Genomic DNA, 23,517 nt, shown 5'->3' with positions numbered 1-23,517 from the left:
CGCTATCGACGCATACAATAGCAAGAATGTATGGCATGAGGGATCAGCCATGGCGCAAGCCGCGACAATGCCGTCATGGCTCGGTGAGCTCGACCCCGCTGCCGGGCCGCGCTACCTGCAAATCGTCGGGCTGATCGAACGCGCTGTCTCGGATGGACGCCTGCGGCCCGGTGACCGGTTGCCGCCTCAGCGGAAACTGGCCGAACTCCTCGAGGTCGACCTCACCACTGTGACCCGCGCCTTCGGCGAGGCGCGCGAGCGCGGGCTGCTCGATGCGGTGACGGGGCGCGGCTCCTTCATCTCGACCCGGCAGGAAGAGGCCGGCCCGCCGCTCGACCTGAGCATGACGATCCCGCCCGCGCCAAAAGGCGTGCGGCTGGGCGAGATGATGGAACGCGGCATCGCCGAGTTGCTGGCGCGCAGCAACGCCGACCAGCTGATGAACTACCATGCCGGGGGCGGCTCGCTGGCGGAGCGGGCGGCCGGCGCGGCCTGGCTTGCACCTTTGCTGGGTGCCCTGCCGCCGCAAAGGATCGTGGTGGCGCCCGGCGCCCAGACCGCACTCACCGCCCTGTTCCAGATGCTCGCCGCCCCCGGCGACACCGTCCTGATGGAACCGCTCGCCTATCCCGGCCAGATCGACGCGGCCCGCCGGCGCAGCCTCGCCATTGCACCGGTGGCGGAGGACGGCGATGGCCCCTTGCCGCAGGCGCTGGAGGAAGCCGCCCGCCGTTCCGGTGCCCGGCTGTTCTGCCTGACGCCGACGCTGCACAACCCGACCTGCCGGACTGTTCCACTCGGACGGCGGCAGGAGATCGCAGCCATGGCGCGCAAGCTCGACCTCACCCTGATCGAGGACGACCCTTACAGCCTGCTTGCGGGTGATGCACCGCCGCCCCTCGCCGTGCTGGCCCCGGAGCGGACATGGCATGTCGCGACCTTGTCGAAGGTGCTCACCCCCGGCCTGCGCACTGCCTTCGTCGTGCTGCCCGACGGTATCGAGGGCGACGGGCTTGTTGCTGCGTTGCGGGCCGTGGCGCTGATGCCGGCTCCCTTGATGACGGCTCTCGCCGCCCACTGGATCAGGATCGGTGCCGCGCAGGATTTGCTCGACGGAGTGCGCCGCGAGGCGGCCGAGCGGCAGGCGCTGGCGCGTGCGATCCTGCCCGCTTCGATGCAAGCGCATCCGCATGCGCTGCATCTCTGGCAGCCGCTGCCACCGCATCGGGACCGGCACCGGCTGATCGAGAGCGCGCGTCAGGCAGGGCTCGGCGTGATGGCCTCGGATGCGTTCGCGACGGGCGAACAGGTGCCGGACGCGATCCGGGTCGCGCTCGGAGCCGTGCCCGAGCGCGCGCGCCTTGCCGAGGCGCTGCGCCTGCTCGCCGGAATCATCGCCGGGGAACGCGCGCCGGCCTGAGCCGAGCCAATGGCCGAGTCAGGCGGCGGGGCTGTCCTTCGGCGTGGCGGGAGCCGCGAGGCGCCCTTCCTCGGCCTTGTGGAAGAACTGCGAGGCGACGAGCCAGCCCTTCAAGGGTTGCAAGGGCGGGATACAGGTCAGCAGGATCAACGGCAGCGTCGTGACGAGATGCACCCAGGTCGGCGGGTTGTAGTTCAATTCCAGCCAGAGCGGGAAAGCCGCCGCGGGGATGCAGACGAACATCATCACGAAGAAGGCCGGACCATCGGCCGGGTCGGCGAAGGAATAGTCGAGGCCGCAGACCTCGCATTTCGGCTTCAGCTTCAGGAAGCTCTCGAACATCTTGCCCTGCCCACAGCGCGGGCAGCGGCCGCGCAGGCCGGTCTGGAGCGGAGAGAGTGGCGGCCAATGCTCGCCGGACATGGAATGTCTCCTCGGGACGGCGCCGTTCGCTTGGCGTCGCCCCTCAGATCACCCTCGATACAGACAATGTCAAGATTGTATGCATCTTAGCTGGCGACCTGCGCGGATCGGTCGCGGCTCCTCAGATGTGCAGGGCGTGGCCGAGCGCCTTCATCGCGGCCTCCGGGAAGGCCTCGCCAAGCGTCGGATGGGCGTGGATCGTGCCGGCGATATCCTGCAGCGTCGCGCCCATCTCGATCGCGAGGCCGAAGGCGGCCGAGAGTTCCGAGACACCTTGCCCGACTGCCTGGATGCCCAGCACCAAGTCGCTACCGGCCTGCGCCACCACGCGCACGAAGCCGACCTCGGCATGGCGGGTCATGGCCCGGCCATTGGCGGCGAAGGGGAACTGGCCGATCTTGAGCTCGTGGCCGGCGCGCTTGGCCTCGTCTGGCGAGAGGCCGACCGAGACAATCTCGGGATCGGTGAAGCAGATCGCCGCGATGCCGCGCTTGTCCCAGGCGCGGGCTAAGCCGGCGACGATCTCCGCCACCATCTCGCCCTGCGCCATGGCGCGATGCGCCAGCATCGGCTCGCCGGTGACGTCGCCGATGGCGTAGATGCCGCGCATCGCCGTCTCGCAACGCTCGCCAATGCGGATGAAGCGGCCATCCATGTCTAGCACGAGGTTTTCAAGGCCGAGACCATCGGTGACCGGCTTGCGGCCGACCGTCACCAGGATCTTGTCGGCCGGCAGGCTGCGCTCCTTGCAATCGGCCGTCTCGATGCGCAGGCCGTCGCCTTTGGGCGTCGGCCCGAGCGCCTTGGCGCCGGTCAGCACCTCGACGCCAAGCGCGGTCAGGCGTTTGGAGATGGGGCCGGTCAGCTCGGCATCGTAGAGCGGCAGGATCTTGTCCTGCGCCTCGACGACGGTGACCTTGGCTCCGAGCTTGGCGAAGGCTGTGCCCAGCTCCAGCCCGATATAGCCGCCGCCGACGACGACGAGGCGCTTCGGCACCTCCGTCAGCGCCAGCGCGCCGGTCGAGGAGATCACATTCCCACCGAAGGGTAGGAAGGGCAGCTCCACCGGGGCGGAGCCGGTCGCAATGACAATGGCCTCGGCCTGGATCGTCTTCGGCCCGGTCTCGGTCTCGACGACCACGGTCTTGCCGTCGCGGAAGCGGGCCTTGCCGTGGACGATCTTGACCTTGGCCTTGCGCAGCAGCGCCGCGACGCCGTTGTTGAGGCGCTGGACGATGCCGTCCTTCCAGGCCACCGCCTGCTTCAGGTCGAGCTTCGGCTCGGCCGCCGTCAGGCCGAAGGGCGTCTTGCCGGCCGCTGCTTCCGCCGCCTTCTCGAACTCCTCGGCGACATGGATCATCGCCTTGGAGGGGATGCAGCCGACATTGAGGCAGGAGCCGCCGAGCTTGGTGCTCTCGACGATCACGGTGTCGATGCCGAGCTGGCCGGCGCGGATGGCGCAGACATAGCCGCCGGGGCCGGCGCCGATGACGAGGAGCTTGCAGGTGATTTCGGTCATGGGCAGCGCTCCTCAGATGTCCACGAAGAGCGTGGCCGGGTTCTCCAGCAGCTCCTTCAGCCGCTGCACGAAGACGGCGGCGTCCCAGCCATCGATGACGCGGTGGTCGAAGCTGGAGGAGAGGTTCATCATCTTGCGCGGCACGAAGGTGGTGCCGTCCCAGACCGGACGCACGACCATCTTGTTGACGCCGACGATGGCAACTTCCGGGTAGTTGATCACCGGCGTGGTCGCGATGCCGCCGAGTGCGCCGAGCGAGGTGATGGTGATGGTCGAGCCGATGAGCTCGTCGCGGGTCGCGGTGCCCTGCCGGCCGCGCTCGGCAAGGCGGGCAAGCTCGATGCCGCAGCCCCAGAGATCGCGCGCCTCGGCATGTTTCACCACCGGCACGATCAGGCCGGTCGGCGTCTGCGTGGCGATGCCGATATTGATCGCGGCATGCTGGCGCACGATGCCGGCATCGTCGTCATAGAGCGCGTTCAGCGCCGGCTGCTCGGCGAGCGCCTTGACCATGGCCCGCATCAGGAAGGGCAGAAGCGTCAGCTTCGGCCGCTCCGGCGTCGGCTTCTTGTTCAGCGTGGCGCGCAAATCCTCCAGCGGCGAGACGTTGACTTCTTCGACGATGGTGATGTGCGGGATGCGCGATTTCGACAGCGCCATCTTCTCGGCGATGCGGCGGCGCAGGCCGACGACCTTCACCTCGGTGACGGCGCTCTGCTCGACGAGCCCGCCGCCACGCGCCGGCTCCGGGCCGCGCAACAAGAAGGCGTCGATATCCTGATGGGTGATGCGACCGGCAAGGCCCGTGCCCTGGACCTGACGCAGATCGACCCCGGCCTCGCGCGCCTTCAGGCGCACGGCCGGCGAGGCCAGCGGCTTCTCGCCCGGTGCGCGGCGCTGGATGGGGGCCGCGTCGGCACGCATAGGCTTGGGAGCCGGCTGAGGCGGTACTGCCGGCTTGACGGGAGCTGCCGATGCAGCAGGCTTCTCCGCCTTGGGCGCCGGAGCGGCTGCAACAGGTGCCGGCTTCTCGGCAGGCGCTTCCTCGGCAGGCGCTTCCTCGGCAGGCTCTTCAGCCACCGCGCCTTCAGCGCCCGCCACCTTCAGCTTCACGATGGCCGAGCCGATCGCGACGGTGTCGCCGACCTCGGCGCCGACCCAGGTGACCTCGCCCTCGACCGGCGACGGAATCTCGACCGTCGCCTTGTCGGTCATCACGGCGGCGAGCAGATCGTCCTCGCGGACGATGTCGCCGACCTTGACGTGCCACTCGACGAGTTCGGCTTCCGCGATGCCCTCGCCGACATCCGGCAGCTTGATGATGCGCTCGACCATCAGCGTGCCTCCATGATGTCTTGCAGCGCCTGACTGAGGCGAGCCGGACCGGGGAAATAGTCCCATTCCTGCGCATGCGGATAGGGCGTATCCCAGCCGGTAACGCGCATCACCGGCGCCTCCAGATGGTAGAAGCAGTGCTCCTGCACCAGCGCCGTAAGCTCGCCGCCGAAACCTGAGGTGAGCGTCGCCTCGTGCAGCACGATGCAGCGGCCGGTCTTCTGGACCGAGGCGACGATCGCCTCGAGATCGAGCGGAACGAGCGTGCGAAGGTCGATCACCTCGGCATCGATGCCGGTATCCTCGGCCGCCGCCAGCGCGACATGGACCATGGTGCCATAGGCGAGGATGGTGACGGCGGAGCCTTCGCGACGCGTCACCGCCTTGCCGAGCGGCACGGTGTAATGGCCCTCCGGCACCTCGGCGAGCTCATGCTTCGACCAGGCCGTGACCGGGCGGTCGTGATGGCCATCGAAGGGGCCGTTATAGAGCCGCTTCGGCTCCAGGAAGATCACCGGGTCGGGGTCCTCGATCGCGGCGATCAGCAGACCCTTGGCGTCGTAGGGGTTGGAGGGAACGATCGTCTTCAGGCCGGAGACATGGGTGAAGAGCGCTTCCGGGCTCTGGCTATGGGTCTGGCCGCCGAAGATGCCGCCGCCGGTCGGCATGCGGATCACCATCGGACAGGTGAAGTCGCCGGCCGAGCGGTAGCGCAGGCGGGCGGCCTCGGAGACGATCTGGTCATAGGCCGGGTACATGTAGTCGGCGAACTGGATCTCGACGCAGGGTTTCAGGCCATAGGCCGCCATGCCGATGGCGGTGCCGACGATGCCGGCCTCGCTGATCGGCGCGTCGAAGCAGCGCGACATCCCGTATTTCTGCTGCAGCCCGTGGGTGCAGCGGAAGACGCCGCCGAAAAAGCCGACATCCTCGCCGAAGACCACGACATCGTCGTCGCGGCCCATGGAGACGTCCATGGCGGAGCGGATCGCCTCGATCATCGTCATGCGTGCCATCGGGTCAGACTCCGATCTGCTGGCGCTGGCGGCGCAGATGCGGCGGCAGCTCGGCATAGACGTCCTCGAAGATGTCGCGCGCCGAGGGCTTGCCGCCGGAATGCAGCGTGCCGAAGCTCTCGGCCTCCTTCTGCGCGGCGATGACGGTGGCGAGGATCTCGGCCTCCGCCTGCTTGTGGCGCTCCTCCGACCAGGCGCCGACCGCGATCAGATGCTGCTTCAGGCGGATCAGCGGATCGCCGAGCGGCCAATCGTCGGATTCGTGCTTGGGGCGATAGGCGGACGGGTCGTCCGAGGTGGAATGGGCGCCGGCGCGATAGGTGACGTATTCGACCAGCGTCGGCCCAAGATTGCGGCGGGCGCGCTCGACCGCCCATTGCGCGACGGCATAGACCGCAAGGTAGTCGTTGCCGTCGACGCGCAGCGCCGGGATGCCGAAACCGAGGCCGCGTGCCGCGAAGGTGCCGGAGCCGCCGCGCGCGATGCCCTGGAAGGTCGAGATCGCCCACTGGTTGTTGACGACGTTGAGGACGACCGGGGCCTTGTAGGTCGAGGCGAAAACCAGCGCGGCGTGGAAATCCGATTCCGCCGTCGAGCCGTCGCCGATCCAGGCGGCGGCGATGCGGGTGTCGTTCTTGATCGCCGAGGCCATCGCCCAGCCGACGGCCTGTACGTATTGCGTCGCGAGATTGCCGGAGATCGAGAAGAAACCGTGCTCCTTGGAGGAGTACATCACCGGCAATTGCCGGCCCTTCATCGGGTCGCGCTCGTTCGAGTAGATCTGGCACATCATGTCGACGAGCGGGTAGTCGTTCGCGATCAGCAGGCCCGCCTGGCGATAGGTCGGAAAGTTCATGTCGCCGGGCTGGAGCGCGATGCGGAAGGCGCAACTCACCGCCTCCTCGCCGGTGTGCTGCATGTAGAACGAGGTCTTGCCCTGGCGCTGCGCCATCTGCATGCGCCCGTCGAAGGTGCGCAGCGTCATCATGTGGCGTAGCCCCCGGATCAGATCGTCATGCGAGAGATCGGGCACCCAGGGGCCGACCGCCTCGCCCTCGCGGTTGAGGACGCGGATGATCGAATAGGCAAGGTCGCGGATATCCTTGGGGTCGACATCGACGGGCGGGCGCGCGACGGAGCCGGCCTTCGGGATCACGACATGGGAGAAGTCTGGCTTCTCGCCCGGGCGACTCGCCGGTTTGGGGACATGGAACTGCAGTGGCTGGGTTACTGCCGGCGCCTGGCCTGCCTTGTCGCTGCTCATGAGCGCCTCCATCCCTGTCGCCGCCAGCATTCCGCCTTTGCCGGCGTCCGGCAAGGCGTTCCGTCAACGGTGCTGCCATGCCCTGCGACCGCAGCCGCCGGCAATCGTTCCCCTTGCAACCAACGCTAGCTCCACCGCCCCGGAGGTTCCTTCCGAATTTGCCGGCATCCCGGAAGCGTGACAGAAGATCATTCTGACTTGTAGCCAAAACCCAGAATGATCACCCGATGAATAAAAAGAGCCAGAAGAGTCCTGCTCTCGATCCGATCGATCGCAAGATTCTTGCTGCATTGCGGGATGACGGCAGGCTCACCACCCAGGCCCTGGCCGAAAAGGTCGGCCTGTCGCCCTCGCCCTGCTGGACGCGGGTGAAGCGGCTGGAGGAGGCCGGCGTCATCGAGAAGTACGTCGCCCTGCTCGATCATCAGGCTCTCGGCTACAACAATGTCGTCTTCGTCGAGATCACGCTCGACAAGCATGACGACAAGGTGCTCGACCAGTTCGCCGAGGCGCTGGTGAAGGCGCCGGAGGTGGTCGAGGCGCATCTGGTCACCGGCGAATACGACTATCTCGCCAAGGTCGTGGTCAGCGGCACCGACCACTACGAGCGCTTCCTGCGCGGCACGATCTACCGCATTCCGGGGGTCAGGCAGACGCGGACGACCTTCGGCCTGAGGGCGCTGAAGCGGACGCTGTCGGTCGATCCGCTGAAGGTTGTGGGGTGAGCGGTGTCGTCGATGTCAGACGCGGGGAACCCCTCTCCCGGATGGGAGAGGGGCAGGGGTGAGGGCCTGGCGCTGATCGTTAAAAACGGGGCAGTGCCGTTGCGCCCTCAGTGCTGAGGACGAGCCCTCATCCGGCCCTCCGGGCCACCTTCTCCCATTCGGGAGAAGGAAAAAGCGTCGCGGTACCAGAGTCTGACTGGCACCTTACGCCAACATCTCTCGCACCAGCGGCACGACCTTCTCGCCGTAGAGCCGGATGCACTCCATCGCCTTCTCATGCGCCAGCGGGCCGGCGCTGTACTTCAGCTGGAAGCGGGCGATGCCCAGCCCCTTGGCGGTAGCAGTGATCTTGCGAGCCACCGTCTCGGGCGAGCCGAGATAGAGCGAGCCGCGCGCGACCTCCTGCTCGAACTCGTCACGGCCCATCGGCGGCCAGCCGCGCTCGGCGCCGATGCGGTCGCGCATCTGCTTGTAGGCCGGGAAGAACTCCTCCTTGGCCTGCTCGTCGGTCGCAGCGACATAGCCCGGCGAATGCACGCCGACGGGCTTCGCCGGCTTGCCGATCTGGCCATAGGCGCGATGGTACAAGTCCACGAACGGCTTGAAGCGCAGCGGGTCCCCGCCGATGATGGCGAGCATCAGCGGCAGATCATAGCGCACCGCGCGCACCACCGATTCCGGGCTGCCACCGACGCCGATCCAGGTCTTGAGCGGGCCGTTCTCGACCGGCGGATAGACGAGCTGGTCCTTCAGCGGCGGCCGGATCGAGCCCTGCCAGGTCAACGGCTCCTGCGGCAGCAGGCCGGCGAAGAGATCGAGCTTCTCCTCGAACAGCTTTTCGTAGTCGCGCAGGTCGAGTCCGAAGAGCGGGAAGGATTCGGTGAAGGAGCCACGCCCCAGGATAACCTCGGCACGCCCGTTCGAGAGCGCATCGACCGTCGAAAAGCGCTGGAAGACGCGGATCGGATCGTCCGAGCTCAGCACGGTGACGGCCGAGCCCAGCTTGATGCGGCTGGTGCGCGTGGCCATGCCGGCCAGCACCGTCTCCGGCGAGGAGACCGCGAAATCGGCACGGTGATGCTCGCCGACGCCGATGAAATCGATGCCGATCTCGTCGGCCAGGACGGCTTCGTCGACGAGGTTGCGGATCACCTGCGCATGCGGCAGCGGCTTGCCGTCCGCCCCGTTGGTGACGTCGCCGAAAGTGTCGAGTCCGAATTCCAGTTCCTGTGCCATGATCATCCCGAGGCCGCGCCGCGACCCTTTGCCTGCCGGCCATCCCGGCTCCCCGCAGTTAGGGTCGGGGTTGCTGCAGCGCAATTCTCGAGGCGTTGCCCTGCCAGCAACAAGCTGTTGGCACCGATGCAACCGCAGCGCTTGCATCGCCCGCGCAAGCTGCCGATGCTCCGGCGCGCGGCGCTCTCAGCCGCAATTGAACAGACGCCATGATCATCCGCCAACTGATCTATCTCGACGCGCTCGCGCGCGAAAAACATTTCCGCCGCGCGGCCGAGGCCTGTCATGTCTCGCAGCCGACGCTTTCGGCCGCGATCGTGCAGCTCGAGGAAGAGCTCGGCGTGATGATCGTCGAGCGCGGGCGGCGCTTCCAGGGCTTCACCAAGGAGGGCGAGGTCGTGCTCGCCCATGCCCGGCGCATCCTGGCCGAGGCCGAGGTGATGAAGGATTCGATCGCCGAACTGCGCGAGGGCGTCTCCGGCCGGATCAGGCTCGGCGCGATCCCGACCGCGCTGCCGATGATCGCCCATATCACCGCGCCTTTCTCAGAGCGCTATCCGGCGGTGTCTCTCACCGTGCTGTCGCTGACCTCGCAGGAGATCCAGCAGGGCATCGACGATTTCGAGCTCGATGTCGGACTGACCTATCTCGACAACGAGCCGCTCGACCGGGTGATCTCGAAGCCGATCTATCAGGAATCCTATGTGCTGCTGACGCGCGAGGACGGGCCCTTCGGCGCACGCGACACCATCACCTGGGCCGAGGCCGCCGAGCAGAAACTCTGCCTGCTCACAGGCGACATGCAGAACCGGCGCATCATCGACGGCATCTTCCGCTCGGTCGGCACGGCGCCGCGCCCGATGATCGAGACGAACTCGATCTTCAACCTCTGTTCGCATGCCGGCATCCAGGGCGTCTCCAGCATCGTCTCGCTGCAATTGCTGGAATTCTTCGGCGTGCCGCTCGGCACGAGGGCGCTGTCGCTGGTCGAGCCCGAGGCGCAGCGCACGATCGGGCTCATCGTCGCGGACCGGCAGCCGGTGGCCCCGCTCGCGCGCAACCTCCTGATGATGACGAAGCCGGTCACCGATGCCGGGCTGCCGCGCCGCCCCATCATTCGATAGCCTTTGCCTATCGTCTTAGAAGCAGCGCAGCATTGTGCAGCGCAAAACGGCCCATCAGAAGAATTTTTGGACCCTGTCAAACCTGCATCGTGACGGGCGCGGGCCCATATCGCGTATTTTGATAGCTAAAAACTATCACACATTCGAAAGAAACGATTTGAAATCATTCCAGTTTCAACCACCCTCCCCATAACGAGCGCCCGGCGCACCGGGCCTATGGAGGAAAGATGGCGGCTTATCCGGCCTGGGATCAGGACAGCGCACGCATGATCGTCGCCGGTCTGGCGCATCTCGAAGGCGCCACGCTGCCGATGCTGCACGCCCTTCAGGACGAGTTCGGCTATGTCGACCCTCAGGCCGTGCCACTGATCGCGGAAGCGCTGAACCTGTCGCGCGCCGAGGTCCATGGCGCGATCTCCTTCTATCACGACTTCAAGACCGCCCCGCAGCCGGCCCGCGTCATCAAGCTCTGCCGGGCCGAGGCCTGCCAGGCTTTGGGCTGCGAGAGCGTCGTCGACGAGCTTGCCCGCAACCACGGCATCGCGGTCGACGACCACCATGCCGGCGACGCCATCGTCGAAACGGTGTATTGTCTCGGCAATTGCGCGCTCGGGCCCTCGGCCCTGGTCGATGGCGAGTTGATCGGGCGCGTCGATGCCGCGCGCATGGCCGGGCTCTGCCAGCACGGAAAGGCGCATTCATGAGCGCCGCACCGGTCCGCATCTTCGTTCCCATCGACGCCGCCGCCCTGTCGGTCGGCGCGGAAGCCGTCGCGCAGGCCGTCGCCAGCGAAGCGGTGGCGCGCGGGCTCTCGGTCGAGATCGTCCGCAACGGCTCGCGCGGGATGCTCTGGCTGGAGCCGATGGTCGAGGTCGAGACGAACGAGGGACGCATCGCCTACGGGCCGGTCGCGGCGAAGGACGTCGCGTCGCTGTTCGATGCCGGCTTCGCTTCGGGCGGCGCGCATGCCTTGCGCCTCGGCAAGACCGATGAGCTCGACTGGATGAAGCGCCAGCAGCGGCTCACCTTCGAGCGCGTCGGCGTCATCGACCCGCTTTCCATCGCCGAATACCGCGCCCATGGCGGCTTCAAGGGGCTGGAGAAGGCGCTGGCCCTGACCGGCGGCGAGATCGTCGAGGCGGTAAAAGCGTCCGGCCTGCGCGGACGCGGCGGCGCCGGCTTCCCGACCGGCATCAAGTGGAAGACGGTCCACGACGCCAGGGCGGAGCAGAAATACATCGTCTGCAATGCCGACGAAGGCGATAGCGGCACCTTCGCCGACCGGATGCTATTCGAGGGCGACCCCTATCTCGTCATCGAGGGCATGGCGATCGCCGCGATCGCGGTCGGGGCAACGCGCGGCTACATCTATCTGCGCTCGGAATATCCGCATGCCCATCGCATGCTTCAGCGCGCGATCCTCAAGGCCGAAGCCGCCGGACTGATCGGCGCCTCGGTTCTGGGCTCGGAACACGCCTTCCATCTGGAAGTGCGGCTCGGGGCCGGTGCCTATATCTGCGGCGAGGAGACCTCGCTGCTGGAAAGCCTCGAAGGCAAGCGCGCCATCGTCCGCGCCAAGCCGCCGCTGCCGGCTTTGCAGGGCCTGTTCGGCAAGCCGACCGTCGTCAACAATGTGCTCTCCTTTGCCGCCGTGCCGTGGATCCTCGACCATGGTGCGCAGGCCTACGCCGATTACGGCATGGGTCGCTCGCGCGGCACTTTGCCGATCCAGCTCGGCGGCAATGTCAGGCGCGGCGGGCTGATCGAACTCGCCTTCGGCATCAGCTTGCGCGAGATCATCGAGGATATGGGCGGCGGCACGCTGTCGGGCCGGCCGATCCGGGCCGTGCAGGTCGGCGGGCCGCTCGGCGCCTATCTCACGGCCAGTCAGCTCGACGTGCAGATGGATTACGAGGCGCTCGCCGCCATGCGCGCGATGCTCGGCCATGGCGGCATCGTCGTGTTCGATGACAGCGTGGACATGGCCAGACAGGCCCGCTTCGCATTTGAATTCTGCGCCAAGGAAAGCTGCGGCAAGTGCACGCCCTGCCGCATCGGAGCGACGCGCGGGGTCGAGACGATGGACCGCATCATCGCCGGCACTGAGGTGCCGAAGAACATTGCCGTGCTGCGCGATCTCTCGAAGCTGATGACCGACGCCTCGCTTTGCGCCATGGGCGGGCTGACCCCCATGCCGGTGCTGAGCGCGCTCAACCATTTCCCCGAGGATTTCGACCGTCCTCCGCTGCCTCTGGCGGCCGAGTGAGGAGGCCACGATGAGCCTGATCAAGGAAATCGACTACGGCACGCCGATCCGGCTCTCCGAGAAGACGGTGACGCTGACCATCGACGGCCAGAGTGTGACGGTGCCGGCCGGAACCTCGGTGATGGCGGCGGCGATGAGCCTCGGCACCAAAATCCCCAAGCTTTGCGCCACCGACTCGCTCGAGCCCTTCGGCTCCTGCCGGCTCTGCCTCGTCGAGATCGAGGGGCGGCGCGGCACGCCTGCCTCCTGCACCACGCCGGCTGAAGAGGGCATGGTCGTCCGTACCCAGTCGGAGAACCTCTCGTCCTTACGCAAGGGTGTGATGGAGCTCTATATCTCCGACCATCCGCTGGACTGCCTGACCTGTTCCGCCAATGGCGATTGCGAATTGCAGGACATGGCGGGCGCCGTCGGCCTGCGCGAGGTGCGCTATGGCTATGAGGGCGAGAACCACGTCTTCGCCAAGGGCAAGGACGGCGCGGTCAACGCGAACTGGCTCGCGAAGGACACCTCCAACCCGTACTTCACCTACGACCCGTCGAAATGCATCGTCTGCAATCGCTGCGTGCGGGCTTGCGAGGAGGTGCAGGGCACCTTCGCCCTGACGATCACGGGCCGCGGCTTCGACTCCCGCGTCGCGGCGGGGCCGACCGATTTCCTGGGCTCGGAATGCGTTTCCTGCGGCGCCTGCGTGCAGGCCTGCCCGACCGCGACGCTGATGGAGAACAAGGTCATCGAGCACGGCCAACCCGAGCATTCGGTGGTGACGACCTGCGCCTATTGCGGCGTCGGCTGCTCGTTCAAGGCGGAGATGCAGGGCGACCGCGTCATCCGCATGGTGCCCTACAAGGACGGCAAGGCGAACGAGGGCCACTCCTGCGTCAAGGGCCGCTTCGCCTGGGGCTATGCCACCCATACCGACCGCATCACCAAGCCGATGATCCGGGCGAAGATCACCGACCCGTGGCGGGAAGTGTCATGGGAAGAGGCGATCACCTACGCCGCTTCCGAGTTCAAGCGAATCCAGGCGAAGTATGGCCGTGAATCGGTCGGCGCCATCACCTCGTCGCGCTGCACCAACGAGGAGGTCTTCCTCGTCCAGAAGCTGGTGCGCGCCGCCTTCCGCAACAACAATGTCGATACCTGCGCCCGCGTCTGCCACTCGCCGACCGGCTACGGCCTCAGGACGACGCTCGGCACGTCGGCCGGCACGCAGGACTTCAAGTCCGTCGCCAAGTCCGACGTCATCCTGGTCATCGGCGCGAACCCGACCGACGGCCACCCGGTCTTCGCCTCGCGGATGAAGAAGCGCATCCGCCAGGGCGCGCGCCTGATCGTCGCCGACCCGCGCCGGATCGACATGGTGCGGTCGCCGCATGTCGAGGCGGACTACCATCTGCCGCTCAGGCCCGGCACCAATGTCGCGCTGCTCAACGCGCTCAGCCATGTCGTCGTCACCGAAGGGCTGATCAACGAGGCCTATGTCCGCGAGCGCTGCGATCTCGGCGATTTCGAGCACTGGGCTCGCTTCGTCGCCCGTGAGGAGAACTCGCCGGAGATGAGCGAGCAATATACCGGCGTGCCGGCGGCGGATGTGCGCGCCGCGGCGCGGCTCTATGCCACCGGCGGCAATGGCGCGATCTATTACGGGCTCGGCGTCACCGAGCACAGCCAGGGCTCGACCACGGTGATGGCGATGGCGAACCTCGCCATGGCGACCGGCAATATCGGGCGCGACGGCGTCGGCATCAATCCGCTGCGCGGGCAGAACAATGTCCAGGGCTCCTGCGACATGGGCTCCTTCCCGCACGAATTCTCGGGCTATCGCCACGTCTCCGACGATTCGACGCGGCAGGTCTTCGAGATGCTCTGGGGCGTGCCGCTCGATCCCGAACAGGGCCTGCGCATCAACAACATGCTGGACGAGGCGGTCGAGGGCACCTTCAAGGGCCTCTATGTCCAGGGCGAGGACATCGCCCAGTCCGACCCGAACACCAAGCATGTCACGGCGGGCCTCGCCTCGATGGAATGCGTCGTCATCCAGGACATCTTCCTGAACGAGACGGCGAAATACGCCCATGTCTTCCTGCCGGGCGCCTCCTTCCTGGAGAAGGACGGCACCTTCACCAATGCCGAGCGCCGCATCAACCGCGTGCGGCAGGTCATGGCCCCGCTCGCCGGCAAGGACGAGTGGCAGGTGACGATCGATCTGGCCCGCGCGCTGGGCTACGAGATGGCCTATGGCCATCCGAGCGAGATCATGGACGAGATCGCGCGGCTCACCCCGAGCTTCGCGGGGGTCTCCTATGACAAGCTGGACAAGCTCGGCTCGGTGCAGTGGCCCTGCAACGACAAGGCCCCGACCGGCACGCCCTTGATGCATGTCGACCGCTTCGTGCGCGGCAAGGGCAAGTTCATGATCACCGAATATGTCCCGACCGACGAGCGGACGGGGCCGCGCTTCCCGCTGCTGCTCACCACGGGCCGCATCCTCTCGCAATACAATGTCGGCGCGCAGACCCGGCGCACCGAGAACGGCGCCTGGCATGACGAGGACGTGCTGGAGATCCACCCCTTCGACGCCGAAAGCCGCGGCATCCGCGACGGCGACCTCGTCGCGCTCGCCAGCCGCTCCGGCGATATCGCGCTCCGGGCGGTGATTTCCGAGCGGATGCAGCCGGGCGTGGTCTATACGACCTTCCACCACGCCAAGACCGGCGCGAACGTCATCACCACCGATTATTCGGACTGGGCGACGAACTGCCCGGAATACAAGGTCACCGCCGTCGACGTCCGGCGTACGAATGCTTATTCCGCCTGGCAGGAGAAGAATTTCGAAGAGGACGTGACCTTGCGCCGGATCGCGGAGCGCCTGCCCGATGCCGCGGAATAATCCGCCAGCCCAGCCGCCGGCCTCGGCCGCCGTCACGGCCCGGCCGCTGCGCTTCGGCGCGGCGCAGGACGATGCGCGCGAGATCGAGGTCGCGGTCGAGACCCCCATCAACATCGTCTACGGCAACATGCCCTATGCGGTGATGATGGCGAGCCCGTCGGACCTTGAGGATTTCGTCACCGGATTCAGCCTGACCGAGGGCATCGTGCGCGGCGCGGATGAGATCCGCGGCATCGCGGTCGAGCCGAAGGACGAGGGCGTCATCGTCACGGTCGAGCTCGCGCCGGGCCGCTTCCGCGAGCATCTGGCGCGGCGGCGCAATCTCTCGGGCCGGACCTCCTGCGGTCTCTGCGGGGTCGAGACCATCGAAGAAATTCCGATGGCTGATGCCGCGACGCGGGCTTCACGCGCCGTATCTGCCGCGGCGATCGAGGCCGCGCTTGCGGCGCTCGACAAGCACCAGCCGCTGAACCAGCTCACCCGCGCCGTCCATGGCGCCGCCTGGTGCGATGCCTCCGGCGCGATCCTGGCGGTGCGCGAGGATGTCGGCCGCCACAACGCGCTCGACAAGCTGATCGGCGCCCGCCTGCGTGCCGGGGCCAATGCCAGCGACGGCTTCCTGCTCGTCACCAGCCGCGCCTCCTTCGAGATGGTCGAGAAGGCCGCGATCTTCGGCGCGGGAACGCTGGTCGCGATCTCCGCACCGACCTCGCTCGCGATCGAACGCGCCCGGCATCTCGGCCTGACGCTCGCCGCGGTCGCACGGCGCGACGGCTGCATCGTCTTCACCGGTGCGCTCGCACCCGAACCCGAGACGATCGCCCGATGACGGAGGCCGGCCTGACCACCGATCACCACGCCGAAAACGTCGAGAAGCTCCGGCGCATGGCCGGGCAGATCGCCGATTTCTTCAAGGCCTATCCGGAAGCGGAGGCGGCCGCCTCCGTCGCCGACCATATCAACCAGTTCTGGACCGGACGCATGCGCGGCGACTTCCTCGCCGCCTTCGCCGACCGGCCGGAGGACCTCACGCCCCTGCTGCGGCAAGCCCTGCCGAAGATCAGGCCGGGGCGCGGAGGTTAGCAGCCAGACGCCGGTTCTGCCGGCGACAAGAGATGACAACGAGCTGGGACCCTACCCGGCCCGAACGGCGAAGCTTTGGGGAAAGGAACCGGGGAATGAGTGTCGCAGAGGATATCGGACAGGTCGGGGGCGGCGTCGGCCTGCTCGATCGCGAACGGACCATCGCCAAGGCCGGCTTCAACCGCTGGCTCGTGCCGCCGGCTGCGCTCTGCATCCATCTCTGCATCGGCATGGCCTATGGCTTCTCGGTGTTCTGGCTGCCGCTGAGCCAGGCGATCGGCATCACCAAGCCCGTCGCCTGCGCCGCGGATGTCGGCCTGATCGGCTCGCTGTTCACCACCGCCTGCGACTGGAAGGTCGCCGATCTCGGCTGGATGTACACGCTGTTCTTCGTCCTGCTCGGTTCGTCCGCTGCGATCTGGGGCGGCTGGCTGGAGCGCGTCGGCCCGCGCAAGGCGGCCTTCGTCTCGACCTTGTGCTGGTGCGGCGGCCTTCTGGTCTCGGCGCTCGGCGTCTACACGCACCAGCTCTGGCTGATGTGGTTGGGCTCCGGCGTGATCGGCGGCATCGGGCTCGGCCTCGGCTATATCTCGCCGGTCTCGACCCTGGTGAAATGGTTCCCGGACCGGCGCGGCATGGCGACCGGCATGGCGATCATGGGCTTCGGCGGCGGCGCGATGATCGGTTCGCCGCTGGCGGACATGCTGATGAACTATTTCAAGACCCCGGCCTCGGTCGGCGTCTGGCAGACCTTCGTCGCGATGGCCGCGATCTATTTCGTGTTCATGATGGCCGGCACCTTCGGCTACCGCGTGCCGCCGGCGAACTGGCGCCCGGAGGGCTGGACGCCCCCGGCGACGCAGAACGCGATGATCACCTCCGGCCATGTCCATCTCCAGAACGCGCACAAGACGCCGCAGTTCTGGCTGATCTGGGCGGTGCTCTGCCTCAACGTCTCCGCCGGCATCGGCGTGCTCGGCATGGCCTCGCCGATGCTGCAGGAGATCTTCGCGGGTTCGCTGATCGGCAAGCCGGAGATCGGCTTCGCCGCCCTCGACGCCGGGCAGAAGACGCAGATCGCCACGATCGCGGCCGCCTTCGTCGGCCTGCTCTCGCTGTTCAATATCGCCGGGCGCTTCTTCTGGGCCTCGCTCTCGGACAAGCTCGGCCGCAAATTGACCTATGCCACCTTCTTCGGGCTGGGCATCCTGCTCTACGCGCTCTCGCCCTGGGCGGCGCATGCGGGGTCGCTGGCGCTGTTCGTCGGCTTCTTCTGCATCATCCTGTCGATGTATGGCGGCGGCTTCGCCACGGTTCCGGCCTATCTCGCCGACATGTTCGGCACACAGTTCGTCGGCGCCATCCATGGCCGGCTGCTGACGGCCTGGTCGACCGCGGGCATCATCGGCCCCGTCGTGGTGAACTATATCCGCGAGGCGCAGATCAATGCCGGCGTGCCGCGCGCGCAGGTCTATGACCGCACGATGTACATCCTCGCGGGCATGCTGGTGCTAGGCTTTCTCTGCAACCTGCTGATCCGCCCCGTCGCGGCAAAGTGGTTCATGAAGGATGCCGAGGTCGCGGCGCTGCAGGCCCGCACGGCCAATGCCAACGCGACCGCGCATTACGGCTCCTACGGCATCGGCAAGGGCGGTGTTGACGGCACGGCCCTGCTCGCCTGGGCCGTCGTCGGCCTGCCGATCGCCTGGGGCGTCTGGATCACCCTGTCGAAATCGCTGGCGCTGTTCCGCTAAGCGGAGTTCGGCGGAGCCATGACGCGAAGCCCGCATCGGCAGACCGGTGCGGGCTTCGCCGTTCCCGGCTCGTCGTCATCTGTCCCGACAATGAACCTGCTACGCTCTCGCCCGTTGTGGAAAGGCGGCCTCCCCGGATGCCGCCATCCAGCTTCGATCACGAGAGGAGACAGCGTCATGGCGATCAACAAGACCGGCTCGGCCCATTGGGAAGGCGGCATCAAGGATGGCAAGGGCGCGATCTCGACGCAGACAGGCTCGCTCAAGGACTATCCTTACGGCTTCGCCAGCCGCTTCGAGGGCAAGCCCGGCAGCAACCCGGAAGAATTGCTCGGCGCGGCGCATGCCGCCTGCTTCACCATGGCGCTGTCGCTGATCCTCGGCGAAGCCAAGCTGACCGCCGAGGCGCTCGACACCACGGCGCAGGTGACGCTCGACAAGCTCGATGACGGCTACGCCATCACCGCGATCCATCTCACCCTCAAGGGCAAGGTGCCCGGCGCCGACCAGGCGACCTTCCAGTCGCTGGCCGACAAGGCCAAGGCCGGCTGCCCGGTCTCCAAGGTGCTGAAGGCGCCGATCACGCTCGAGGCGACATTGGTAGGTTGAGTTTCCGGCCGCAACGTCATGCCCGCCCTTGTGGCGAGCATCCATGTCTTGAACACCGCCTTCGCCGAAGGAAGACGTGGATGGTCGGGACAAGCCCGACCATGACGGAGAGGAACTGCCACCTCACGCGAAATGACAGGAGACGCTGACGCCACCCAGCATCCGCAACTCCGGCCGTTCGGCCCGGCAGCGATCGGCGGCGCGTGAGCAGCGCGGGTTGAAGCTGCAGCCCGGCGGCGGGTCGATCGGGCTCGGCACCTCGCCCGACATCGGCCGGCGTTCGCGGTTCGGCCGCTCGACATCGGGAATCGTGTCGAGCAGCAGCCGGGTATAGGGGTGGCGCGGCCGGTTGAAGACCTCCTCGGCCGGCCCCGCCTCGACGAAGCGGCCGAGATACATGATGGCGAGATCGTCCGACATGTGCCTGACGACCGAAAGATTGTGGCTGATGAAGAGATAGGTCAGCCCCAACTCCTTCTGCAGCTTGACCATCAGATTGAGGATCTGCGCCTGCACGGAGACGTCGAGCGCCGAGGTCGGCTCGTCGCAGACGAGGAAATCGGCTTCGGTGGCGAGGGCGCGGGCAATCGAGATGCGCTGGCGCTGGCCGCCGGAGAAGGCATGCGGGTAGCGGCTCGCATCGCTGCGCGACAGGCCGACGATCTCCAGCAGGTCGCCGACACGGTCTTTCGTGCTCGCGGCGTCCGGCCGCAGCTTCAATTCGCGGATCGGCTCGGCGATGATGTCGCCGACGCGCCAGCGCGGGTTGAGCGAGGCATAGGGGTCCTGGAAGATCATCTGCACGCGCGGCGGGCCGATGGTGCCATCAGCACGGCGGATGTCGCGGAAGTTCAGCATCCCCTGCGTCGGGCGCTGGAGGCCGACGACCATGCGCGCCAGGGTCGACTTCCCGCAGCCGGATTCGCCGACGATGCTGAAGGTGGTGCCGCGCCTGACCGTGAAGGAGACGTTTTCGACGGCACGCAGGATGCGGCGCGGCTGCTTCGAGAACAGCCGCGAGAGCGTCGGCGCCGAGACGTCGAAGCGGCAGGAGGCCGAGGCGACATCGAGGATGATGTCGTCCATGGTCGCCGTAGCGGTGGTCGCGATCTCCGGCACGGCCTGCCCTCGTTCGAGCGTGGTCACGGTATCACGCATGGGCCAACTCCTGCAGCGGGAAGTGGCAGGCCGCCGCATGGGCGACCGGCGGAAGGCCCGGCTTGTGATCGCGGCAGACGCCCTCCGCCCGGCCGCAGCGCGGGTTGAAGGCGCAGCCCGGCGGAATGGCGTTGAGCCGCGGCATGGCGCCGTCGATCTGGTTGAGCTGCGCATGCCGGGCATGGACGCTCGGGATCGAGGCCATCAGCCCGGCCGTGTAGGGGTGGCGCGGGCGGCGCACGACCTCCTCGACCGGGCCGATCTCGACGATGCGGCCGGCATACATCACCGCGACGCGGTCGGCGGTTTCGGCGATGACGCCCATATCATGCGTCACCAGCATGATGGACGTGCCGTGCTCGCGGCAGAGCCGCTTCAGCAGCGTGGTGATCTGCGCCTGAATGGAGACGTCGAGCGCGGTCGTCGGCTCGTCGGCGATGATCAGTACCGGCTCGGCGCAGAGCGCGAGCGCGATGACGACGCGCTGGCGCATGCCGCCGGAGAACTGGTGCGGGTAATGGTCGATGCGCATCTCGGCGGCGGGGATGCCGACCTCCTTGAGCAGGTCGAGCGCGCGCCTGCGCGCCTCCGCCTTGCCGACCGGCAGATGGGTGGTGATGGTCTCGACGAGCTGGTCGCCGACCGTCAGCAGCGGGTGCAGCGAGGTCAACGGGTCCTGGAAGATCGCGCCGATGCGACGGCCGCGCAGGCGGCGCATTTTTTCCGCCGGCAGATCGTCGATGCGCTGCCCTTCCAGCCTGATCTCGCCGCCGGCGATGCGGCCGGGCGGATCGAGCAGGCCGATCACCGCCGTGCCGGTCAGAGATTTGCCGGCACCGGACTCGCCGACCACGCCGAGGATCTCTCCCGGCGCGATGTCGAAGGAGACGCCGTCGAGCGCCGTCAACGGGCCGTGGCGGCCGTCGAAGACGATGCGCAGGTCGCGCACGGAGAGCAAAGGCGCGGCGGCGGATGCGGTCATGCGATGGCCTCGCTGCGTTCGATGGCGTAGCTTGACGAGAAGATCTCGCTCATCGGCGGGTGTCCGAGGGTGCGTTCGGGGTAGCGTGCCATCAGCCCCTCGAACTGGGCCTGGGCGCGGGCGTTGTCGGCGGCCTCGTCGATGCCGGGGATGATGCGGTTTTCCATGACGAAGCGGCCATCGATCACCACGGTCGAGACGTCGCGGCCATGGCCGGTCAGCATCATCGTCTGGATGGGGTCGATGACCTGCCCGCTATGGGGCCGGTCGAGCTCGAAGACGGTGATGTCGGCGCAGGCGCCCGGCTGGAGCCGGCCGAGATCGGGCCGCCGCAGCGCATCGGCGCCGCCGATGGTCGCGGCATCGTAATAATCCTCGGAGCGCACGGCGCCGGCATTGCCCGCCATGGTGCGGGCGAGGATCATGCCGACCTGCAGGTTCGTCACCATGTCGGGCGGGCTCGTATCCGTGCCCATGGCGATGTTGAGCCCCATCGCGCGGTAGCGGCCGAAATGATCGATGGCATTGCCGTGCCGGCCCGAGACCAGCGGGCAATGGACGATGCTCGCGCCGGAATCGCGGATGATCTCGAGATCGCGGCCGGGCCGGTCGACGAGCCGGCTGCCGGAGACGACGGTGCCGTGCGGCAGGAGGCAGCGCTCGCCGAGGAAGCCGAGGCTCTCCAGCCATTCCGGCGGGCTCATGCCGTGCTGGGCGAGGACGAGGTCGTATTCGATCTTCGACTGGCAGCAATGCAGCCTGACGGGAATACCGAGCTCGCGCGAGGCTGCGGCCGTGCGGCGCAAGAGCTCCGCCGTCGAGGTCTCGATGCGGTCCGGCGCGAGCATGGCACGGATCAGGCCGCCGGCGGCGCCTTCATGGCGTTTCGCGAAATCGATCGCGGCGGCGAGCTCGGCGAGGCCGCGCGCCTCGTCGTAATGGGTGACGATGCGGCCGTCTTCCTCGACGAGCTGGTTGCCGGTGCGATAGGCCGGGCCGAGATAGGCGCGGATGCCGAGCGCAGCGGCGGCTTCAGCGGCATCCTCGAACTCCTGCACCGTCTCGCCCCAGGCGCGGTAGAACAGCGAGGCGATCGGCAGCGCCGTGGTGATGCCGTTGCGGATCAGGGACGCGAAGGCGTGCTTCTTCTGGAAGGCCAGCTCCTCGCGGCTGTACATCTCGTAGGGTCCGGCCTCGAGATAGCTGCGCGGCCAGACCCGGCCCTTCTTCCAGGCCGGCTGGTTGTCGTAGCCGAGGATGGTGGTGTCGAGGTCGGAAAGCGCGTCGCAATCGACGAAGCCCGGCCCGATCAGGGCGTTGCCGTAGTCGACGCGTCTGCTGACCTCGCCGGGAAAGCCATGGCCGACGAAAACGATCCTGCCGTCCTCGAAGACCACCTCGCCGTCCTCGTAGAGGCGATGGCGCCCGTCCTTGTGGCCGACGACCCAGCGCGCCGCCATGAGGATGCGGCCTTCGGGGCGCTTTGCCGGCTTGAGGCTCACGGCGCGGTCCTGACCGAAACACCGTCGCGGGCGACGACCCTGCCGCGCTTGACGACGCGGCGCTTTGGAGAGCGGGTGACGACCGCCTCGGCCAGCGTCTCGCCCGGCAGGATGACGAAATCCGCCGCCTTGCCCTCGGCCAACCCGTAATCGGCGATCTCCATCACCTGCGCGCCGCCGAGCGTACAGACATCGAGCGCGATCCTGAGCTCGTCGTCGCGGCGGAAATTGTTGCGCAGGCCGACGAACATCGCCCGCTCCAGCATATCGGCATTGCCATAGGGGCCCCAGGTGTCGCGGATGCCGTCCGAGCCTGAGCAGACGCGCACGCCGGCTTCGACCAGCTTCTTCACCGGCGGGGCGGCGCTGCGCGAGGGGGCGGTGGTCATGATCGCGATGTCGAGTTCGGCGAGCTGCGCGATCAGCGGATCGACCAGCGCAGGATCGGGTGAGCCCAGGCAGAAGGCGTGGCTGATCGTGACCTTGCCCTGCATGCCGAGCGCGCGGGTGCGCTCGATGATCAGCTCCGTCGAGAAGGCGCCCATCTCGCCGGGCTCGTGCAGATGGATGTCGAGCGGCTTGCCATATGTCTGGCAGAGCGCGAAGACGGCATCGAGATGGCCCTTGGGGTCGCGGTCGATGCCGCAGGGATCGAGGCCGCCGACGATCTCGCAGCCGGCCTTCATCGCCTGATCCATCAGCTCCAGCGTGCCGGGACGGCGCAGCAGGCCCGATTGCGGGAAGGCGACGAGCTCGATGTCGACGATGTCGCGGTAGTCGTCGCGGGTCTTCATCACGCCCTCGACGCCCCAGAGCCCGTGCTCGGTGTCAACGTCGACATGGCTGCGGATATGGGTCGTGCCCATCAGCGAGGACTGGATCGACTGCCGGGCCGACTGGCGCGCCGGCTCGATATCCAGCCGCTTCTTGCTCTCGCGCTCATTGTCGATCTTGTCGAGCAGCTTCGGGCCGACCTCGTTGACGTACCAGGGCTGCCCCCAGAGGCTCTTGTCGAGATGGGTGTGCGCCTCGACGAGGCCGGGGATGACGATCTCGCCGCGCCCATCCTCGACCGCCACGCCGGCCGGCGCGGCGATGTCCTTCGCCATGCGGGCGATGCGGCCGTTCTCGATGAGGATGTCGAGGGCCGCTCCAGCGTTCGGGCGGACATTCTTGAGCAGCAGGGAGGCGGTCATATCAGGCATTTC

General features: G+C 67.4%; 20 protein-coding genes. 10 read left to right on the top strand and 10 right to left on the bottom strand.

The genetic code is table 11. From position 1 onward, the window contains the following. The first annotated feature begins 49 nt into the window (after positions 1 to 49). On the top strand, positions 50 to 1,420 hold the full coding sequence (locus tag GGC47_RS13470; protein ID WP_370954879.1) for an aminotransferase-like domain-containing protein: 1,371 nt from the start codon (positions 50 to 52) through the stop codon (positions 1,418 to 1,420). An 18-nt stretch (positions 1,421 to 1,438) separates the two neighbouring features. On the opposite strand, the gene GGC47_RS13465 is transcribed toward GGC47_RS13470, so the two are convergent. The 5 genes from GGC47_RS13465 to GGC47_RS13445 all read right to left on the bottom strand — a co-directional run bounded on the left by GGC47_RS13465 (position 1,439) and on the right by GGC47_RS13445 (position 6,977). Further along, positions 1,439 to 1,843, bottom strand: a complete 405-nt coding sequence (locus GGC47_RS13465; RefSeq protein ID WP_038366678.1) for a DUF983 domain-containing protein — start codon at positions 1,841 to 1,843, stop codon at positions 1,439 to 1,441. 121 nt (positions 1,844 to 1,964) lie between these two features. Then, positions 1,965 to 3,362: a dihydrolipoyl dehydrogenase gene (gene lpdA / locus GGC47_RS13460; protein ID WP_370954880.1), complete on the bottom strand. Its 1,398-nt coding sequence runs from the start codon at positions 3,360 to 3,362 to the stop codon at positions 1,965 to 1,967. A 12-nt stretch (positions 3,363 to 3,374) separates the two neighbouring features. After that, positions 3,375 to 4,697 (bottom strand): dihydrolipoamide acetyltransferase family protein, encoded by a 1,323-nt coding sequence (locus GGC47_RS13455; protein ID WP_429068382.1) that lies wholly within the window; start codon positions 4,695 to 4,697, stop codon positions 3,375 to 3,377. Further along, complete coding sequence (locus tag GGC47_RS13450; RefSeq protein WP_370954882.1) at positions 4,697 to 5,713, bottom strand: alpha-ketoacid dehydrogenase subunit beta; 1,017 nt, start codon at positions 5,711 to 5,713, stop codon at positions 4,697 to 4,699. Before GGC47_RS13450 ends, GGC47_RS13455 begins: the two co-directional genes overlap by 1 nt. Positions 5,714 to 5,717: 4 nt before the next feature. Beyond that, on the bottom strand, positions 5,718 to 6,977 hold the full coding sequence (locus tag GGC47_RS13445) for a 3-methyl-2-oxobutanoate dehydrogenase (2-methylpropanoyl-transferring) subunit alpha (protein ID WP_370954883.1): 1,260 nt from the start codon (positions 6,975 to 6,977) through the stop codon (positions 5,718 to 5,720). A 227-nt stretch (positions 6,978 to 7,204) separates the two neighbouring features. On the opposite strand from GGC47_RS13445, the gene GGC47_RS13440 reads away from it, so the two are divergent. Continuing rightward, on the top strand, positions 7,205 to 7,702 hold the full coding sequence (locus GGC47_RS13440; RefSeq protein WP_142022261.1) for an Lrp/AsnC family transcriptional regulator: 498 nt from the start codon (positions 7,205 to 7,207) through the stop codon (positions 7,700 to 7,702). A 204-nt stretch (positions 7,703 to 7,906) separates the two neighbouring features. Here GGC47_RS13440 and GGC47_RS13435 read toward each other — a convergent pair whose 3' ends face one another. Beyond that, a complete protein-coding gene (locus GGC47_RS13435) occupies positions 7,907 to 8,938 on the bottom strand; it encodes an LLM class flavin-dependent oxidoreductase (protein WP_429068380.1) in 1,032 nt (343 codons plus the stop codon). 209 nt (positions 8,939 to 9,147) lie between these two features. Here GGC47_RS13435 and GGC47_RS13430 point away from each other — a divergent pair, with 209 nt between their 5' ends. From GGC47_RS13430 to GGC47_RS13395, 8 genes are all read left to right on the top strand, one after another. Beyond that, the gene (locus GGC47_RS13430; protein ID WP_429068378.1) at positions 9,148 to 10,062 is read left to right on the top strand and encodes a LysR family transcriptional regulator; all 915 of its coding nucleotides are present in this window, start codon (positions 9,148 to 9,150) and stop codon (positions 10,060 to 10,062) included. A gap of 227 nt (positions 10,063 to 10,289) precedes the next feature. After that, positions 10,290 to 10,766, top strand: coding sequence for an NAD(P)H-dependent oxidoreductase subunit E (locus GGC47_RS13425; RefSeq protein ID WP_429068377.1), 477 nt, complete (start codon positions 10,290 to 10,292; stop codon positions 10,764 to 10,766). Then, positions 10,763 to 12,328 carry a formate dehydrogenase beta subunit gene (locus GGC47_RS13420; RefSeq protein ID WP_429068375.1) on the top strand — a complete coding sequence of 522 codons (1,566 nt, stop codon included), beginning with the start codon at positions 10,763 to 10,765 and terminating at the stop codon, positions 12,326 to 12,328. The genes GGC47_RS13425 and GGC47_RS13420 overlap by 4 nt, the downstream gene beginning before the upstream one ends. Before the next feature lie 10 nt (positions 12,329 to 12,338). After that, positions 12,339 to 15,221 carry a formate dehydrogenase subunit alpha gene (gene fdhF / locus GGC47_RS13415; protein ID WP_429068374.1) on the top strand — a complete coding sequence of 961 codons (2,883 nt, stop codon included), beginning with the start codon at positions 12,339 to 12,341 and terminating at the stop codon, positions 15,219 to 15,221. Continuing rightward, the gene (gene fdhD / locus GGC47_RS13410) at positions 15,208 to 16,050 is read left to right on the top strand and encodes a formate dehydrogenase accessory sulfurtransferase FdhD (protein ID WP_142022266.1); all 843 of its coding nucleotides are present in this window, start codon (positions 15,208 to 15,210) and stop codon (positions 16,048 to 16,050) included. Before fdhF ends, fdhD begins: the two co-directional genes overlap by 14 nt. Continuing rightward, positions 16,047 to 16,304, top strand: coding sequence for a formate dehydrogenase subunit delta (locus tag GGC47_RS13405; protein WP_051988373.1), 258 nt, complete (start codon positions 16,047 to 16,049; stop codon positions 16,302 to 16,304). The genes fdhD and GGC47_RS13405 overlap by 4 nt, the downstream gene beginning before the upstream one ends. A 95-nt stretch (positions 16,305 to 16,399) precedes the next feature. After that, entirely contained in the window at positions 16,400 to 18,058 is a 1,659-nt protein-coding gene (locus GGC47_RS13400; protein ID WP_142022267.1) for an OFA family MFS transporter, read from the top strand. Positions 18,059 to 18,235: 177 nt separating this feature from the next. Beyond that, a complete protein-coding gene (locus tag GGC47_RS13395; protein WP_370954889.1) occupies positions 18,236 to 18,667 on the top strand; it encodes an OsmC family protein in 432 nt (143 codons plus the stop codon). 123 nt (positions 18,668 to 18,790) lie between these two features. Here GGC47_RS13395 and GGC47_RS13390 read toward each other — a convergent pair whose 3' ends face one another. The 4 genes from GGC47_RS13390 to GGC47_RS13375 all read right to left on the bottom strand — a co-directional run bounded on the left by GGC47_RS13390 (position 18,791) and on the right by GGC47_RS13375 (position 23,505). After that, positions 18,791 to 19,753: an ABC transporter ATP-binding protein gene (locus GGC47_RS13390; protein ID WP_429068426.1), complete on the bottom strand. Its 963-nt coding sequence runs from the start codon at positions 19,751 to 19,753 to the stop codon at positions 18,791 to 18,793. A 64-nt stretch (positions 19,754 to 19,817) separates the two neighbouring features. Then, complete coding sequence (locus GGC47_RS13385) at positions 19,818 to 20,807, bottom strand: ABC transporter ATP-binding protein (protein WP_142022268.1); 990 nt, start codon at positions 20,805 to 20,807, stop codon at positions 19,818 to 19,820. Next, entirely contained in the window at positions 20,804 to 22,267 is a 1,464-nt protein-coding gene (locus GGC47_RS13380) for an amidohydrolase family protein (RefSeq protein ID WP_429068425.1), read from the bottom strand. Before GGC47_RS13380 ends, GGC47_RS13385 begins: the two co-directional genes overlap by 4 nt. A 38-nt stretch (positions 22,268 to 22,305) precedes the next feature. Then, positions 22,306 to 23,505: an amidohydrolase family protein gene (locus GGC47_RS13375; protein ID WP_429068370.1), complete on the bottom strand. Its 1,200-nt coding sequence runs from the start codon at positions 23,503 to 23,505 to the stop codon at positions 22,306 to 22,308. Positions 23,506 to 23,517: the final 12 nt, after the last annotated feature.

The sequence above is a fragment of the Allobosea sp. OAE752 genome, from assembly GCF_050433265.1.
Lineage (GTDB): Bacteria > Pseudomonadota > Alphaproteobacteria > Rhizobiales > Beijerinckiaceae > Allobosea > Allobosea spartocytisi.
Note: the sequence above shows the minus strand (reverse complement) of the source record. Positions and strands in the feature narration are given on the sequence as shown.

Excerpts from the sequence above, each read along its gene's own strand:
- GGC47_RS13395 (WP_370954889.1), top strand. The coding sequence starts at position 18,236 with ATGGCGATCAACAAGACCGGCTCGGCCCATTGGGAAGGCGGCATCAAG.
- fdhD (WP_142022266.1), top strand. The coding sequence starts at position 15,208 with ATGCCGCGGAATAATCCGCCAGCCCAGCCGCCGGCCTCGGCCGCCGTC.
- GGC47_RS13430 (WP_429068378.1), top strand. The coding sequence starts at position 9,148 with ATGATCATCCGCCAACTGATCTATCTCGACGCGCTCGCGCGCGAAAAA.
- GGC47_RS13375 (WP_429068370.1), bottom strand. The coding sequence starts at position 23,505 with ATGACCGCCTCCCTGCTGCTCAAGAATGTCCGCCCGAACGCTGGAGCG.
- GGC47_RS13465 (WP_038366678.1), bottom strand. The coding sequence starts at position 1,843 with ATGTCCGGCGAGCATTGGCCGCCACTCTCTCCGCTCCAGACCGGCCTG.
- GGC47_RS13380 (WP_429068425.1), bottom strand. The coding sequence starts at position 22,267 with ATGGCGGCGCGCTGGGTCGTCGGCCACAAGGACGGGCGCCATCGCCTC.
- GGC47_RS13455 (WP_429068382.1), bottom strand. The coding sequence starts at position 4,697 with ATGGTCGAGCGCATCATCAAGCTGCCGGATGTCGGCGAGGGCATCGCG.
- GGC47_RS13405 (WP_051988373.1), top strand. The coding sequence starts at position 16,047 with ATGACGGAGGCCGGCCTGACCACCGATCACCACGCCGAAAACGTCGAG.
- fdhF (WP_429068374.1), top strand. The coding sequence starts at position 12,339 with ATGAGCCTGATCAAGGAAATCGACTACGGCACGCCGATCCGGCTCTCC.
- GGC47_RS13445 (WP_370954883.1), bottom strand. The coding sequence starts at position 6,977 with ATGAGCAGCGACAAGGCAGGCCAGGCGCCGGCAGTAACCCAGCCACTG.
- GGC47_RS13400 (WP_142022267.1), top strand. The coding sequence starts at position 16,400 with ATGAGTGTCGCAGAGGATATCGGACAGGTCGGGGGCGGCGTCGGCCTG.
- GGC47_RS13425 (WP_429068377.1), top strand. The coding sequence starts at position 10,290 with ATGGCGGCTTATCCGGCCTGGGATCAGGACAGCGCACGCATGATCGTC.
- GGC47_RS13390 (WP_429068426.1), bottom strand. The coding sequence starts at position 19,753 with ATGGACGACATCATCCTCGATGTCGCCTCGGCCTCCTGCCGCTTCGAC.
- GGC47_RS13450 (WP_370954882.1), bottom strand. The coding sequence starts at position 5,713 with ATGGCACGCATGACGATGATCGAGGCGATCCGCTCCGCCATGGACGTC.
- GGC47_RS13435 (WP_429068380.1), bottom strand. The coding sequence starts at position 8,938 with ATGGCACAGGAACTGGAATTCGGACTCGACACTTTCGGCGACGTCACC.
- lpdA (WP_370954880.1), bottom strand. The coding sequence starts at position 3,362 with ATGACCGAAATCACCTGCAAGCTCCTCGTCATCGGCGCCGGCCCCGGC.
- GGC47_RS13470 (WP_370954879.1), top strand. The coding sequence starts at position 50 with ATGGCGCAAGCCGCGACAATGCCGTCATGGCTCGGTGAGCTCGACCCC.
- GGC47_RS13385 (WP_142022268.1), bottom strand. The coding sequence starts at position 20,807 with ATGACCGCATCCGCCGCCGCGCCTTTGCTCTCCGTGCGCGACCTGCGC.
- GGC47_RS13420 (WP_429068375.1), top strand. The coding sequence starts at position 10,763 with ATGAGCGCCGCACCGGTCCGCATCTTCGTTCCCATCGACGCCGCCGCC.
- GGC47_RS13440 (WP_142022261.1), top strand. The coding sequence starts at position 7,205 with ATGAATAAAAAGAGCCAGAAGAGTCCTGCTCTCGATCCGATCGATCGC.